Origin of the sequence: Phyllobacterium sp. LjRoot231 (assembly GCF_964253365.1) — a bacterium.
GTDB lineage: Bacteria > Pseudomonadota > Alphaproteobacteria > Rhizobiales > Rhizobiaceae > Phyllobacterium.
Genome location: NZ_CAXUQT020000005.1, coordinates 60,611 through 75,209, shown reverse-complemented (window position 1 = coordinate 75,209; position 14,599 = coordinate 60,611). Strand labels below are relative to the sequence as shown.

Annotated in this window: 11 protein-coding genes; 3 read left to right on the top strand and 8 right to left on the bottom strand. The window is 57.4% G+C overall.

Going from position 1 to position 14,599, the window contains the following annotated elements; all coding sequences use genetic code 11:
- Positions 1-1,752 (top strand): ABC transporter permease, encoded by a 1,752-nt coding sequence (locus ACSQ3H_RS31195; RefSeq protein WP_436120907.1) that lies wholly within the window; start codon positions 1-3, stop codon positions 1,750-1,752.
- Here ACSQ3H_RS31195 and ACSQ3H_RS31190 read toward each other — a convergent pair whose 3' ends face one another.
- Positions 1,753-2,787, bottom strand: coding sequence for an ABC transporter ATP-binding protein (locus ACSQ3H_RS31190; protein ID WP_436120906.1), 1,035 nt, complete (start codon positions 2,785-2,787; stop codon positions 1,753-1,755).
- A gap of 261 nt (positions 2,788-3,048) precedes the next feature.
- On the opposite strand from ACSQ3H_RS31190, the gene ACSQ3H_RS31185 reads away from it, so the two are divergent.
- Positions 3,049-4,272 carry an efflux RND transporter periplasmic adaptor subunit gene (locus ACSQ3H_RS31185; RefSeq protein ID WP_436120905.1) on the top strand — a complete coding sequence of 408 codons (1,224 nt, stop codon included), beginning with the start codon at positions 3,049-3,051 and terminating at the stop codon, positions 4,270-4,272.
- Positions 4,269-7,382: an efflux RND transporter permease subunit gene (locus tag ACSQ3H_RS31180; protein WP_436120904.1), complete on the top strand. Its 3,114-nt coding sequence runs from the start codon at positions 4,269-4,271 to the stop codon at positions 7,380-7,382. Before ACSQ3H_RS31185 ends, ACSQ3H_RS31180 begins: the two co-directional genes overlap by 4 nt.
- Here the strand turns inward: ACSQ3H_RS31180 and trhA are convergent, their stop codons facing one another.
- From trhA to ACSQ3H_RS31145, 7 genes are read right to left on the bottom strand one after another with little or no spacing between them, the layout of a single operon-like run.
- Positions 7,383-8,039, bottom strand: a complete 657-nt coding sequence (gene trhA / locus ACSQ3H_RS31175) for a PAQR family membrane homeostasis protein TrhA (protein WP_436120903.1) — start codon at positions 8,037-8,039, stop codon at positions 7,383-7,385. It lies immediately after the preceding gene.
- A 59-nt stretch (positions 8,040-8,098) separates the two neighbouring features.
- Positions 8,099-9,085, bottom strand: a complete 987-nt coding sequence (locus tag ACSQ3H_RS31170; protein WP_436120902.1) for an ABC transporter permease — start codon at positions 9,083-9,085, stop codon at positions 8,099-8,101.
- Positions 9,082-10,062: an ABC transporter permease gene (locus ACSQ3H_RS31165; protein WP_436120901.1), complete on the bottom strand. Its 981-nt coding sequence runs from the start codon at positions 10,060-10,062 to the stop codon at positions 9,082-9,084. The genes ACSQ3H_RS31170 and ACSQ3H_RS31165 overlap by 4 nt, the downstream gene beginning before the upstream one ends.
- Positions 10,059-11,585 carry a sugar ABC transporter ATP-binding protein gene (locus ACSQ3H_RS31160; RefSeq protein WP_436120900.1) on the bottom strand — a complete coding sequence of 509 codons (1,527 nt, stop codon included), beginning with the start codon at positions 11,583-11,585 and terminating at the stop codon, positions 10,059-10,061. Before ACSQ3H_RS31160 ends, ACSQ3H_RS31165 begins: the two co-directional genes overlap by 4 nt.
- A 54-nt stretch (positions 11,586-11,639) precedes the next feature.
- A complete protein-coding gene (locus ACSQ3H_RS31155; RefSeq protein ID WP_436121108.1) occupies positions 11,640-12,764 on the bottom strand; it encodes a sugar ABC transporter substrate-binding protein in 1,125 nt (374 codons plus the stop codon).
- 50 nt (positions 12,765-12,814) lie between these two features.
- The gene (locus ACSQ3H_RS31150; RefSeq protein WP_436120899.1) at positions 12,815-13,747 is read right to left on the bottom strand and encodes an SMP-30/gluconolactonase/LRE family protein; all 933 of its coding nucleotides are present in this window, start codon (positions 13,745-13,747) and stop codon (positions 12,815-12,817) included.
- A gap of 56 nt (positions 13,748-13,803) precedes the next feature.
- Complete coding sequence (locus ACSQ3H_RS31145; RefSeq protein ID WP_436120898.1) at positions 13,804-14,520, bottom strand: GntR family transcriptional regulator; 717 nt, start codon at positions 14,518-14,520, stop codon at positions 13,804-13,806.
- Positions 14,521-14,599: the final 79 nt, after the last annotated feature.

Below are 14,599 nucleotides of genomic sequence, written 5' to 3'. Positions count from 1 at the left end.
TTGGCTGTTACCCAATCTCTTCGCCAGAGCGCAAGGCCCGCATCCCGCGATGCGGGCCTTCTCTCAATACTGTGGCGGAAGCTCCGCCAAAACACACGGCTTTCGAGTCTGGCCGTTCTCAGCATCATCTTCCTGCTCAGCCTGTTACCCGTCCTGCGCCTTCTGTTGACGGCTATTGTACCCGGCGGCGAAATTGATCTGGCCGCATTTTTAAATCGCCTCTCCAGTCCCGTGGTCATCCGCGCAACGTTCAATACGCTTGACACATCATTCTTCGGCGCACTGCTGGCGCTTGTGATAGGTGCGCCGTTCGCAGTCGCCATTTCCATAACCGATTTGCCATGGCGCAGGACACTGGGCTTTCTACTGCTGCTGCCGTTGATGATCGCGCCACAGGTAATGGCGCTGTCCTGGCTGCATCTGTTCGGGCCATCCAGCACATTGCTCGGCGCCTTCAATCTCTCGCCACTCCCGGGAACCGCCAATCCTATGCTCGGTCGCAACGGCATTATCCTACTTTATGCCATTCAACACGCGCCGATCGTCTTCATTACATTGCGGGCAGGGCTCACGCGCGTCCCGCGGGATCTTGTGGAAGCGGCGCGCTCATCGGGCTCTTCGCCGCTCGGGGTCCTTCTCACCATTATCCTGCCCATGGTCCGGCCCTATATCGTCGCCGCAACGGCGCTCTCCTTCGTCTCGGGTGTCGGCAATTTCGGCATTCCCGCGCTGCTCGGCATGCCGGTCAATTATCTGACGCTGACGACGCTGATCTATCAGCGAATTTCCAGCTTTGGTCCGAGTGTATTGCCGCAAGTCGCGGCGCTTTCCGTACTGATCGCAACCATGGCGCTCCTCGGCGTCACCTTGCAGGCGCTGGCTCTGCGCCGCGCCGGCCATCGCTTCACGGCAGGAACACCAGCACGTTTCGCTCTGGGAAGTTGGCGGTTGCCGCTTGCGCTGTTGGGCTGGATCGCCACCCTGTTCATGCTCATTCTCCCTGTCCTTGCCTTGGTGACGACGGCGCTTATTCCGTCATTCGGTGTCCCGCTCAATTGGACAACCTTGACCTTTTCCAACTTCGAGGAAGTGTTGTTCCGCCAGGCTTCGACTACCCGCGCCTTCCGCAATTCCGCCATGCTGGCCGGTAGCACAGCATTGATCCTCGCCTTTGGCGCCATTCCCCTGGCGATCGGCCTCGAACGCTTTTCGCGCCTGTCGCAACGTATCCTGCATGGCGTGATAGAACTGCCCTATGCGCTGCCGGGCATCGTCCTCGCTATTGCCTGCATTCTTCTGTTCCTGCGGCCGCTGCCACTCTTCGGGAGCCTCTATGCCACGCCGTGGATCATCATAATCGCTTATCTCATGCGTTTCTTCGCACTCGCCATGAAGCCGGTCACTGCTGCTATTGGCCAAATCTCGCGCGACCTCGATGAGGCCGCGGCGGTGTCCGGTGCTTACGCCCTACGCCGGATGATGACGATCACAGCGCCACTGGCCGCACCAGCCGCCGTCGCGGGCGCGCTCCTGGTTTTCATGAGTGCGTTTAACGAGCTGACTGTGTCTGCATTATTGTGGTCGAGCGGTAACGAAACCTTGGGTGTCGTTCTCTTCAGTCTGGAAGAAGCGGGGCTCGGCACCCAAGCAGCGGCAATCGCAGTCACGACCATTGTCATCGTCGTGGCATTGCTCCTTGTCCTGGACCGGCTCGGCAGGAGGCTGCCAGCCGGCGTCTTGCCTTGGCGTTGACTAAGGAATGATCCAGGCGTCGCTGACGGCGACATGTACCTTGCTTCCAAGGGGGAGGAGGTGCGGGCTATCGATCGTCAGGCGCTCGCCATTGGCAAGTTCGAGCCACGTTTCGTGCACCGGTCCGCGATAGGTGCTTTCCCGGACGACAGCATCGAGACCTTGATCGGCAAGCGCGATAGCTTCAGGGCGCAGCAAGACGTGCACACTATCCGTGCCGACGACGTGTCCACGTGCAGTGACTTGAGTGCCACCGATATCAACGACCATTGATGAACCGTTTCTCCGCACCACTGCTCCGGAGACAACCGTCCCGCGCCCGATAAACCCTGCCACCTTCCGGTCCGATGGCGAATGATAGACTTCCAAAGGGGAGGCGATCTGCAGAATGTTTCCCGAACTCATGACCGCGATACGGTCGGATAGCGCGAGTGCTTCCGATTGATCATGCGTCACATAGACAATCGTCGCGCGCGTACGGCTGTGAATATCGCGAAATGCCTCGACCATCGAAGCGCGCAAGTGCATGTCGAGATTGGCGAGCGGCTCATCGAAGAGAATAATCTTCGCATCCGCGACGAGGCAGCGGGCGAGGGCAACCCGCTGACGCTGGCCGCCGGAGAGTTCCTCGATCCCCCGCTTGGCGTAACCATCAAGGCCCACACTGTCGAGGACGGCAGCGACGCGGCTTGTAATCTCGTCCTTGCCGACTTTTCGCGTCTTCAAAGGATACGCCACATTCGCAGCCACATCCATGTGCGGCCAGAGTGCATAGGACTGGAAGACAACACCGACGCCGCGTTCCTCCGGCTTCTTCTGGCTCTTAGCATCGGCGATAAACTCGTCACCAAACGACAACTGCCCGCCATCCGGTACTTCGAAACCGGCGATCAGCCGTAGCAAAGTGGTCTTGCCGCAACCGGAGGCACCGAGCAGTGAAGTGAACGACCCGGATGGGAAATCGATCGAGATATCATTAAGCGCGGTGACGTCGCCGAAGCGTTTTGTGAGGTTCTGGATACGGATTTCGGTCATGCGCCGCTTTTACAATTCTTTCGGAAATTTGACACCGCCTATGGGGCGTTTCCGTAACATTTGTGTGACGAGCGGTTGATCCCGAAGATACGCCTTACAAAAAACCCAGATAGCGCCTGTGATTGGCGCCGCGACGCTCCGATAAGGCCTCAAATCATTACGAAAGTATAATTTGAAATGGCCTCTGGAGTCGTTAGTGCTTGCGCATTAGGGAACGGGGCCGCCTCCCACGGGCATATCCCTAAGAAGGAGATATTTGTCATGAAGCGTATCGGCCTTCTGATCGCGGCGGCACTTATTATCGGTATTGGCTATTTTGCCGTCTATCCCGAGCTGTACCCACGCGCATCTTCACCCGTTTCAGGCGCCACATCGGCCGATACGTCGCCTGCAGGCAGCAAGGCCCGTAAAGGCGGCGGCCCCGCCTCTGTAGTGGTTGCATCGGCCAAATCGCAAGACGTGCCCGTCACAAAGACGGTTGTTGGTACGATGGAGCCCATCGACACGGTTGTCGTCAAGCCGCAGATCGATGGCGTCGTCGTCGAAACCAAAGTCACCGATGGTCAAATGGTCAAGACCGGAGACGTGCTCTTCCAGCTCGATGACCGGGCTATCCGCGCCATGATCGACAAAGACCAAGCGCTGCTTGCCAAGGACCAGGCTAGCCTGGTTGCCGCAAATCTCGATCTGATCAGTGCCAGGGACCTCACAAAACGCAACGTAGACACCAACCAGCAGGTCTACCAGTTCGAAGCCGCTGTGAAGGTGCTGGAAGCAACGATCGATATGGACAAGGCGCAGATTGCGGCTGACCAGGTTCAACTGTCCTATATGACGATCACGGCGCCAATGGACGGGCGCGTGGGTGTCGTCAATACATCGGTCGGTAACCTTGTCCGCACCGTGGATACGAGCAGCCTTCTCACTATAACCAAGATGGCGCCGCTGCGCGTGGCCTTCACCATCGCCGAACGTGATTTGCCGGCCCTGCGAGCGGCTGTAGCGGATCATCCAACGCCCGTCCAGATCAAACTTCCAGGCAATAGCGATACGGTCGCGACAGGTACTTTGAACTTCATCGATTCGAGCGTCGACACCTCTTCCGGTACGGTCGTTCTGAAGGCAGATATTGCCAATACAGACGGTGCGCTTTGGCCCGGCCAGTACGTCACAGCTGTGGTGGAACTCACTGTTCATAAGAATGCTACCACTGTACCTCTTGTTGCCATCCAGCAGGGGAATGAGGGCTCGTTCGTCTTCCTCGTCCATTCCAACAAAACAGTTGCAAAGCAGAACATTACACTCACGGACACGGTAGGTGACACGGCGGTCATTGCTTCCGGCGTGGCGCCTGGCGATCAGGTGGTAGTCGATGGCCAGCTTCATTTGCAGGACGGCTCACCCGTCCAAACGAGTACACAGGCGGCGGACGTTGCATCCTCAATCGACAGCCCGGCTTCCGGAGCCCTAGAGGCTGCTAAATGAATATTTCATCGGTCTTCATCCGCCGACCAATTGCAACCATTCTACTTTCCGTCGCTCTCGCGGCCTCAGGCCTCTTCGCCTATAAATTCATCCCCGTCGCCGCGTTGCCGCAAGTCGACTTCCCGATCATAACGGTTTCCGCCCAGCTCCCCGGCGCAGCCCCGGACACGATGGCGAGCGCCGTTGCGACACCGCTGATCAAGCAGTTCTCAACGATCCAGGCCATCTCGACGATCAGTTCGACGAGTACGGAGGGCGCAACGCATATCACGCTCGAATTCGATCTTGACCGCAATATCGATCAGGCCGCGGCTGACGTTCAGGCGGCTATCGCGAGCACGTTGCGCCAACTACCGGCCAACATGACAAATCCGCCGAGCTATCGAAAGAGCAATCCTGCCGATGCGCCCGTCGTCCTCGTGGCTTTGCAAAGCGATACAATGCAACTGTCGAAGCTCGACGACTACGCCGAGAACGTGATGTCACCGGCTTTTTCGACCATCAATGGTGTCGGTGAAGTCCAGGTCTTTGGTACCAAGCAATATGCGGTGCGTGTCGAGGTAGATCCCGACGGCGTGACCGCCCGCGGGATCGGCATAGACGAATTGACATCTGCTGTCGCCAGCAAGAACTCGATCGCGCCGGTTGGGACAATCTCAAGCCCGACGCAACAGATGGCGATCGAAGCGGATACGCAGGCGCAGAACGCCGATACGTTTCGCCAGATCATCGTCAAATCTGCAAATGGCAAGCTGGTTCGTCTGGGTGATGTGGCGCGTGTCATCGATTCCGTCGCCACCACGCAGACCGAAAGTCGATATGACGGCAAACCGTCGCTGGTTTTGGGCGTTTTTCGCCAGCCCGGCGCCAACACCGTTGATGTGGTGGACCGCGTCAAGGCGATTCTTCCGCAATTCGAGCAGGATCTTGGACCCTCAGCAAGCATCCATCTTCTAAACGACCGCTCCGCCTCCATCCGGCAAGCGGTGTCCGACGTTCAGTTCACGCTTCTTCTGACTATCGGCCTGGTAATCTTGGTCATCTTCATATTCCTGCGCCGTGTGAGCGCGACAATGATCCCTATCGTCGCTGTACCGCTTTCCTTGATCGCCACATTGGGCTCGATGTATGTGCTCGGTTTTTCAATCGACAATATCTCTCTGCTCGGTTTGACATTATCCGTGGGGCTTGTCGTCGACGATGCGATCGTCATGCTTGAAAACATAGCGCGCCATATCGAAGACGGTATGGCTCCGCGCGAAGCGGCGCTAAAGGGGAGTGAAGAAATTGGCTTCACCATCATATCGATCACCACTTCGCTGGTCGCGGTGTTTATCCCGATCCTGCTGATGGGCGGTGTTGTCGGGCGCATCTTCAACGAATTCGCTGTCGTCGTGACAGTCGCCATCGTTGCCTCAGCACTGATATCACTGACTCTAACGCCAATGCTCTGCAGTCATTTGCCCGCCGAAAAGCATAGTGATGGCGAGAAGAAACGACCGCTCACCGAACGTATTTTCGATGCGGTGCAATCCGGCTACGGCCGGATTCTTGACCTCTGCCTGCGTGCACGCCCTGTCGTTCTTGGCGTGTTCCTGCTGACGGTTGTTGCGACCGGCTATCTCTTTTCAACGATCAACAAGGGCTTCCTACCGACTGAAGATATCGGGCAATTGCAGATATCGACCGAAGCACGTCAGGATATTTCGTTCGATGCTATGGTGGTGCTTCAGAAGAAGGTGGCCGATGCTATCTCCAGCAAGCCGTATGTTACGCATGTTGTCTCGACCGTTGGCGGTGGCTTCAACTCGGCAAGTCTCAATCAGGGGCGAATGTTCGTCGAATTGAAACCAAAAGCCGAGCGACTGGCGCTTGAACCTCTCCTGCGCGATCTTCGCCAAACCCTTGCAAAGATTCCGGGTATCACCAGCTATCCGGTTGCTGTGCAGAACCTGCGTATCGGCGGCGTCTCCTCCAATGCACAGTATCAATACAACCTTCAAAGTATCACCTCGACCGACCTTTATCCGTGGTCGCAGAAAATCCTGCTGGCGATGCAGCAGGAACGCCAGACCTTTGTCGACGTATCGAGTAATTTGCAGAACAACGCGCTTCAGGCAAACTTGGTGATCGATCAGGACAAGGCGCAAATGCTCGGTATCAATTCCGATCAGCTTCGCAACACGTTCTACTACGCTTTCGGTACCAATCAGGCGTCGACGATATTCTCGACGGCCGATAGCTATCAGGTCATTCTCGAGTTGGACCCGGATATTCCCTGGACGACCGACAAGCTTGATCAGATGCAGATCCGCTCGCCAACGACCGGCAAGCTGATACCGCTTTCAGCCTTCGCCCACGTCGAGCGCAAGACGGGGCTGCTGGCCGTCAGCCAATTGGGGCAGCTGCCCGCCGTCACGATATCCTTCAATCTGCCGCAGGGCGTCTCCCTCGGTCAGGCGGTACAGGAACTCGATGCACTGAAGACGCAACTTGGTGTTCCCACCACCATCACATCAAGCTTTACCGGTACTGCCCAGGTGTTCCAGCAGTCGCTTGCCAATCAGGGGCTGCTTGTTGGCGCGGCGATCCTTACTATCTATATTGTACTCGGCATCCTTTACGAGAGTTTTGTCCATCCGCTTACCATCCTGACCGGCCTGCCGGCGGCGGCGGCAGGCGCGCTCGCCACGCTTGATCTGTTCGGCTACGATCTTAGCGTCATCGCGATTATCGGCATCCTGATGCTGATCGGCATCGTCAAAAAGAATGCTATCATGATGGTTGACTTCGCGCTTGTTCGCCAAAGAGCCGGTGAAACCTCGTTCGATGCCATTCGCGAAGCCTGTCTCGTGCGTTTCCGGCCTATCATGATGACGACCCTCGCTGCCCTCATGGGTACAATCCCCATCGCCATCGGCGCAGGAGCAAGCTCCGAGCTTCGCCAGCCACTTGGTGTGGCAGTGGTCGGCGGTTTGGTGGTTTCCCAGATCCTCACGCTGTTCATAACGCCGGTCATTTTCCTCTACATGGAGGATCTGTCTCGCACCTTGAGCAAGATTGGCCGCCGTCTACGCGGTACCCATGCTCCGGCCGTTCCAGCGGAGTAATCAAACGACTGTAGAACACACCGCCGCAAAGTGGATACTCGCAGCGACCAGCACGAAGGCGTGCCATATCGCATTGTGAAATGGCAGTCTCTCGAAGACGTGGAAAACAACACCCAACGAATAGACCACGCCACCGGCGAGAATGAGCCAAAGGATCGTGGCGGAGAGCGCGCCGGAAAATTCATGATGGGCTGCGGCCCCGCTCCAGCCGAGCCCAAGATAGAGCCCGATCGACAGCCTGTCGAAGCGGTCCGGCTTCAGGAGCTTCAGGAGTACGCCGACTATGGCAATTGCCCACACACCTGCCAGCAGCCACCACGTTCCGCTCTTTGCCATGAACGGCGTATAGGTTCCGGCTATCAGGAGATAGATCGCCGAATGATCGAAGCGCCGCAGAAACCGTTTTATCGGTGAGATCGGCCAGATATTGTACAAAGCCGACAGTGAGATGGAGAGAACGAGCGTAGCAAGATAGACCGTGGTTGCCACATAGGGACCCGCGGCCGTCCGATCGAACATGAAGGACAGGAGCGCGACTGATCCTCCCATCGCCAGAATAACACCAATGACATGAACAGCGCCGTCGGCCCGCAACTCAGCCAACGTGTAGTCCCGGTAGATTACGACAGGCGCCGTTGAAATGTCCGCTTTGCGCATGGCCTTCCCGATTCCCCCTTAGCATTGACCCTTGGGGAAAGCTTGTCCAGCGCCTGCAGCTATTTTCGATCAATCTCCCCGCGTCCGTACGCGAGCAGCATCCCGAGGATAACCACGCCGTAAATGATCTGCCGGCCGGCTTCCGGCATCTGCATCACGGCGAGGATCGATTGCAGCAGGGTGATGAGGACGACGCCGGCGATCGTGCCGAGGTAATTGCCGCGCCCGCCGAGAATATTGGTACCACCGAGGACAACGGCAGCGATGGCCGGGAGCAAATAGGGATCGCCCATCGCCTGATAGGCCTTGGTTGAATAGCCCGCAAGTAGCACTCCGGCAAAGGCGGCGGCGGCACCCGACAAGACAAAGCACCATATAATGACCGCATTGGTGTTCACGCCGGAGAGATAGGCTGCAGCCTCGCGGTTGCCCACCGCATAGACGCGGCGTCCGAATGCCGTACGGGTCAAAAGAAAGATCGTGAACGCGCCAACGACAACCCATATGAGCAGTGCATTCGGGATACCGAAAATCGGCCGGCCAACAGCCAGGAAATGCATCGCATCGGTAGCATGGTCCTGCGGCGCAAAGCCACCCGTGTGCAACACCATCAGCCCTTGCACCACGGCGTTCATGCCAAGCGTAAAAATCATCGAGGGCAACCGCAAATAGGCCACCCCGAGCCCATTCAGCAACCCGACCATCGCGCCGCAAAGTACCCCGATCGGGATGGCGAAAAGATTGCCGGCCTCGCCATACCAGCCGGCAACGGCCGTCGCCATCATCGCGCCGAGTGTCACCGTCCAGGGGATCGACAGGTCGATATGGCCGATCAGGATGACCATCATTGCGCCCGAGGCGATAATGCCGAGGAAGGCACTGATCTGCAGTTGTTGCAGCAGATATTCAGGTGAGAGGAATTCGCGGGAATAGAGCGCCCCGCCAAGCAGCATGAGAATGATGCAGGAGAATGCGATGATCAGCGAACGGTCAAGTGAAAACCGAAGGGTGGGTATGGCGCCGACCGGGAGTTTCGACTCGCTCATGCGAAAAGCTCCAGACGGTTGCGGATTCGCAGGACACGCAGGGCGCCGAGGCTGACGGCCGCAAGCAGAACGACCCCCTGGAACAGCGGCTGCCACAGCGGGTCGAGATCGAAGACGAACAGCAGATCCTCGATGGTGCGAAGCACGAACGCGCCGAAGATCGATCCAATAGCCGAGCCCCAGCCGCCAAACAGCGACGTTCCGCCGATCACCACTGCCGCGATGGAGTTGAGCGTATAGGTTCCGGCGATCGGAGCCGAAGCCTCGCCGGAATAGGTGTTGAAGGTCAGCATCAGCCCGCCAATGGCAGCGAGGAACCCTGCAAGCGTATAGGCCAAGAGCTTCGCCCGCTGCACGGGAACGCCGGACATATAGGCGGCCTGTTCGTTCGACCCCACGGCATAGGCCGCACGGCCAAGCACCGAATTGCGATAGGGCAGCCAGACGATGAGGACGATCATAAGGAGAACGACCAAAGCCGTGGGTACGACACCGAACAGCTGACCCGTGGCAAAGTCGGCAATATCAGATTGTACGTCGCCGCCGGGACCGGGACGGACGTAGAGCGCGATACCGTAATATACAGCGCCAGTCGCCAGCGTCGTGATGATTGGCTGAAGCCGGCCCCAGACGATAATTGCCCCGTTGATGAACCCTGCGAGCGCGCCCGCACCCAGCACAATGGCGATGCCGAGGAAACCTTCGCCGATCGTGCCGACCACGAGGACCGACGCCAGACAATTGGCGAGGATAAAGACCATTCCCACCGAAAGATCGAGACCGCGCGTCAGCACCGGCAAGGTCTGCGCCATAGCGACCAGCGCAAGCAGAACCGCCTTGTTGGACGCTGTTGTTGCCACTGCCGCAGTCAGGCCGACGGGATGATTGCTGATATAAATGATGAACATCACGATGAAGAGACCGATAGCGGCGAGCAGCCCGCCATTGTGATGGATACGATGGCGAAGATCGTTCATGCCGCCTGTTCCTTGTCGTCGACATTCAGTGCCGTCTCGATGATGGTGCGCTCGTTGAGGTGCTGACCCTTCAGTTCCCGTGCGATGCTGCCGTTATACATGACGAGAACGCGGTCACAGCAGCCGATCAGTTCTGCATAGTCTGTGGAATAGAAAAGTACCGCCACTCCTTTATCCGCAAGGTCCCGAAGCAGCTGATACACCTCCTGTTTGGTGCCTACATCGATACCGCGTGTGGGGTCATTGAGAAGGATGATGCCGGGATCAGTCATCAACCATTTAGCCAGCACGACCTTCTGCTGGTTGCCGCCCGACAGGGTGGAGACTGCGGCGGCAAGATCGGAAATCTTGATCTTCAGGCTGTCGATTATCCTTTCGACAGCGGTGTGTTCTTTGCTTCCATCGAACCGCAGTCCCTTCTGGAACCGCGACAACGAAGCCAGACTGATGTTGTCGCGAATATTCATCGGCAGCATCAGGCCTTCGGTCTTTCGATCTTCGGGAATGAGCGCCATTGGTAGCGAAGCCCGCATCGCTGAACGGGGTCCCGAAAGACGGTGCGGTTTGCCCATTACTTCGACCGTGCCGGAAACACCTTTCAGCACACCGAAAAGCGCCAGCAGCAGGGAACGCTGTCCCTGACCGTCCAATCCTCCCAGTCCGACGATTTCGCCTTTGCGAATATCAAGTGAGATGTCGCGCAATTGCTGGCCCCAGGAAAGGTTCTTGGCAGAAAGTGCCACCGGTTCCGCGGGCTTCGGTGCTGGCTTGTCGGGATAGTGATGGGTCAGTTCGCGGCCGATCATCATCTGGACGATGGCGCTTACTGAACGTTCCCCCTTTTGGAAGGTCTCGATCCGCCTTCCATTGCGAAAGACGGTGGCGCAATCGGCGAGAGCCTCGATTTCATGCATCCGGTGCGAAACGTAGAGAATACCGATGCCTTCGGAGCGCAGTTTGCGGATGATCGCGTAGACACGTTCGACATCGGCGGCAGTAAGTGCCGAGGTCGCCTCGTCCAGAATGAGCAGCTTCGGCTTTTTTGCCAGAGCCTTGGCGATCTCCACCATTTGACGTCGCGAGAGCGGCAGGTCACGCACGAGTTCGAGCGGATGCACATCCTCACAGCCGATCGACGCCAGAAGTTCACGTGCCCGCTCCCGCTGTGCTCGGCCATCGATCAACCCGGCGCGAAGAGGCGGCGAGACAATGGAAAGATTATCCGCAACGGTCATATCGGGCAGGAGCGACAATTCCTGAAACACACAGACGACCCCTGCCGCCATCGCTTCTGTCGGATTGCGAAAATTCACGCGTTGGCCTTCGACGAAGACCTCGCCATCGCTCGGATCGGTCACACCAGCCGCAATCTTGATAAGCGTTGATTTGCCGGCACCGTTCTCGCCAAGAATCGCATGAATCTCGCCTGGGTAGGCGACGAAATCCACCTCGTTCAGCGCAGCGATACCGCCATAGCGTTTCGAGACATGTTTCATTTCCAGAATTGGTGCAGCGTCCGACACGAAACCCCTCCCAAAGAGAACCGGGGCGCACATTTGCGCCCCGGCATTGCAGATTTACTGATCAGCTTTGGTCTGGCCCATGATTTCCTGTGCACTGAAGTTGATGCCGCAGGTCGGGAAGGAATTGCCAACGAAGAAGTTGTCGGTTTCTTTGGAGTAGAAACTGTCGCCGTCCTTGAAATTCGGATCTTCGACGATGGACAGGGGCAGCGAGATCGATTGCGGGACGACCTCTCCTTCAAGTGCGGCAATCGCCGTCTTGATGGCAACGGCGACCTGCGCAGGGCCAGTACCGGCAGAGGTGCATTTCAGTCCATCCTTGGAATATTCCGCGCAGAGCTTGCGGAAACCATTCTCTGTTTCACCGCCCACCGGAACGAAGGGGTGTTTCGCGTCGATCATGGCACGCACAGTTCCGGTCGAGCCACCCTGAACGGAGACCCCATCGAAGTGCTTGTGCACGGCGATGGCGTCAGCCACAACCTTCTGCGCGGTGCCGTCGTCCCAGCGGCCAACGACTTCCACGGATTCCCACTTGCCGCCGGACTTTTTCAGGACTTCCTGAATGCCTTCATGACGATCGCGATCGACCGAGGTTCCGGTAACACCGCGCACTTCGAGCAGCTTGCCTTTATTGCCAGGCACATTCTTGACCAGCCAGTTGCCCCACAATTCGCCAAGCCCTTTTTGGTCGACATTCACATTGATTGCCTCATCGGTGTCCAATGTGTTGTCGAAGGCCACCAGGATGACGCCTGCGGCATTGGCACGCTTGATGACCGGCTTGAATGCCGTCGGGTTCTGCGCATTGACGACGATGGCATCGTAGCCGGAGTTGATGAAGTTATCGACCGCAGCGATCTGTGCAGCGACGTCATCGCCAGTCGAGACCACCTTGAATTCCTTGAGCTTCGCCTTCACTTCAGGCAAAGCAGCATAGGCCTTGGCTGTCTGGATCATCTGGATGCGCCAGGTATTGCCGATGAAGCCATTGGCAAGCGCGATCCGGTAAGGGCCTTCCTTTTTGGGCCACTGGAAAAACTTCGTTTCTGCGGTCAGCGGCTTGAAGCATTCCGCGTCCTTGCTCGGGCCTTTGACGATTTCAGGCCCTGCCGCATAGGCGGATATTGTCATCGCCAGACTGGCGGCTGTAGCAGCCAGCAGATATTTGAATGTCATTTTCATTTCGGTTCCTCCTCCTTGTTAAATATTGTTGTCTTCTTACAGCTTTACGGAGTCTGCACACCTCGTCGCGTTGTCTCCAGCGCATAAATCGAGCTTGTGGCGGCGATGAAGATCCGCGATTTCTCTGGCCCCCCAAAAGTGAGATTGGCGACAACCTCGGGCACGAGAATCCGGCCAAGCCTGGTTCCTTCAGGCGTATAGCAGTGGACACCGTCCTCAGCGGATATCCACAACAGACCCTCGATGTCGACACGCAAGCCGTCCGGCACCATGTCTATATCCGCAACCACTCGGCTTTTTCCCAGTTTGCGCCCGTCGACCACGTCGAGAGCGCGCACATTATGCGGACGTGTATCGTCAAAGCCGAAGCCATGGCCGCGAGCGCGGCCGGAATCCGCGATATAGAGCACTGTTTCGTCAGGGGAGAAGGCGAGACCGTTTGGCCGGTCGAAATCATCGGCCACCACCTCCACATGATGCGTCTCCGGATCGATCCGGTAGACTTGATTGATGCCGATCTCACTTGGCGCGCGAATGCCTTCATGATCGGAAATGATGCCGTAAGGCGGATCTGTGAACCAGATGGAGCCATCGGATTTGACCACCACATCATTGGGAGAATTCAGGCGCTTGCCATTCCAGTGCGTCGCGAGGACCTCATAGCTGCCATCCTTGCCTGTGCGGCTGATACAGCGCCCGCCATGTTCGCAGGATATCATCGCGCCGGTCCGGTCAAGCGTATTGCCATTGGTGCGTTGCGATGGCTGCCTGAACACCCGCAAGCCTTTATCCTGTGACCATGACATCATCCGGTTGTTGGGAATGTCAGAAAAGCGCAGTTCGTGCGTTTCGTTGATCCAGACCGGTCCCTCGGCCCAGACAAAGCCGGTCGCGATCCGTTCCAGCCTGGCACCAGCCTGAAAAAACGAAGCGAACCGTTCATCATCAGACGAAAGAAAGTCCAGTCCCGCTCCCATGATTTGGCCCTCCCGCGCCGATCTGTCATTCTTTTCATGCCGCCCGTAAGCGGCGGCTATCGTTTCCCGGCCTTCAGTCGCCGCTCGTTATTGCGGGTTGCTCTGTTATCTGCTGCAGGCATCTCGAGTAATTCAATATAACAAGAGCGTGTCCATTCAATATGCCAGGCTAACAATTCCTCCACCTTCTCGGTGTCGCCCTTCGTAACCAGCTCAAGAAGGCGCTTGTGCTCTCCAAGCGACTTTTCATTAAGCGCAGGATTGAGTGAAAGCCGGTTGCGCAAGGCCTGGATGCGAAACGCGATAACGGCGAAGGTCTCGGACAGGAACTGATTTTCGGCGAGGTCGAATATTGTCTGATGAAACACCCCGTCGAGAACGCGATAATCCTCGGTATTTCCATTTGCCATCGCCACGTCCATGTCCGCGACAAGTTCCGCCCAACGGCGACGCAGGGCATCCCGATTGCGATCTATGGCCAGACGCAGGGCAGCGAGCTCGAGTATGGAACGCGTCTCGGCGAGTTGAACCACCTGGCCGGAACTCATCTCAAAGACGAAGGTACCGCGCTGGGGGTGGATCTCGACAAGCCCCTGGCGCTTCAATTCGAGAAGTGCCTCACGCACTGGCGTCTTGCTGACGCCAAGTTCCTGAGCCAGTGCCAGTTCCGACAAGGGTTCTCCACATTGAAAGGTTCCGTGTACAATGCGACTGCGAATATGCGCGGCCGCCTGTTCCGTCAGTGAAGGACCTCTCGCAAGCGTCAGCGTCACAAAACACCTCCAGTCGAACTTATATCTGAGATATCATATATTGGCGTTCCAAACACCTAGATATTTATGGGGATGGTCA

Coding starts and splice junctions, on each gene's coding strand:
- ACSQ3H_RS31190 (WP_436120906.1), bottom strand. CDS start 2,787: ATGACCGAAATCCGTATCCAGAACCTCACAAAACGCTTCGGCGACGTC.
- ACSQ3H_RS31185 (WP_436120905.1), top strand. CDS start 3,049: ATGAAGCGTATCGGCCTTCTGATCGCGGCGGCACTTATTATCGGTATT.
- ACSQ3H_RS31180 (WP_436120904.1), top strand. CDS start 4,269: ATGAATATTTCATCGGTCTTCATCCGCCGACCAATTGCAACCATTCTA.
- trhA (WP_436120903.1), bottom strand. CDS start 8,039: ATGCGCAAAGCGGACATTTCAACGGCGCCTGTCGTAATCTACCGGGAC.
- ACSQ3H_RS31170 (WP_436120902.1), bottom strand. CDS start 9,085: ATGAGCGAGTCGAAACTCCCGGTCGGCGCCATACCCACCCTTCGGTTT.
- ACSQ3H_RS31165 (WP_436120901.1), bottom strand. CDS start 10,062: ATGAACGATCTTCGCCATCGTATCCATCACAATGGCGGGCTGCTCGCC.
- ACSQ3H_RS31155 (WP_436121108.1), bottom strand. CDS start 12,764: ATGACATTCAAATATCTGCTGGCTGCTACAGCCGCCAGTCTGGCGATG.
- ACSQ3H_RS31150 (WP_436120899.1), bottom strand. CDS start 13,747: ATGGGAGCGGGACTGGACTTTCTTTCGTCTGATGATGAACGGTTCGCT.